Genomic DNA, 425 nt, shown 5'->3' with positions numbered 1-425 from the left:
CTGGAGTGATGTACCGGCGCCCAGCACCGTGACCTCCATCCTGCATCGGTATGGGTTGATTGCACCCGAAGCCTCAGACGCCTCCACGCCCTGGCAGCGCTTTGAGCACGCTGAACCGAACCAACTCTGGCAGATGGATTTAAAGGGCGGGTTCGCGTTGGCCGACGGCCAGCGCTGCTCGCCGCTGACCGTGATCGACGATCACTCCCGCTTCAACCTGGTGCTGGCGGCCTGCACGCAGACGCAGAGCGCGGTCGTGCAGCGTCACTTGCGCCAGGCCTTCGAGCGCTATGGGCTGCCGCTGCGCATCAACGCCGATAACGGCGCACCTTGGGGCAGTCCCACCCGGCCGGGGCAACTCACGGGCCTGGGCGTCTGGCTCATCCGCCTCGGTGTGCGCCTGAGCTACAGCCGCCCCGCCCACC

General features: G+C 67.3%; 1 protein-coding gene. It reads left to right on the top strand.

Going from position 1 to position 425, the window contains the following annotated elements; genetic code table 11:
- A partial coding sequence (locus D7Y13_RS43475) for a DDE-type integrase/transposase/recombinase (protein WP_147452739.1) occupies positions 1-425 on the top strand: 425 nt, incomplete at both ends.

The organism is Corallococcus praedator (assembly GCF_003612125.1).
GTDB lineage: Bacteria > Myxococcota > Myxococcia > Myxococcales > Myxococcaceae > Corallococcus > Corallococcus praedator.
The sequence above is the reverse complement of the archived record's forward strand: the minus strand, read 5'-3'. Positions and strand labels throughout refer to the sequence as shown.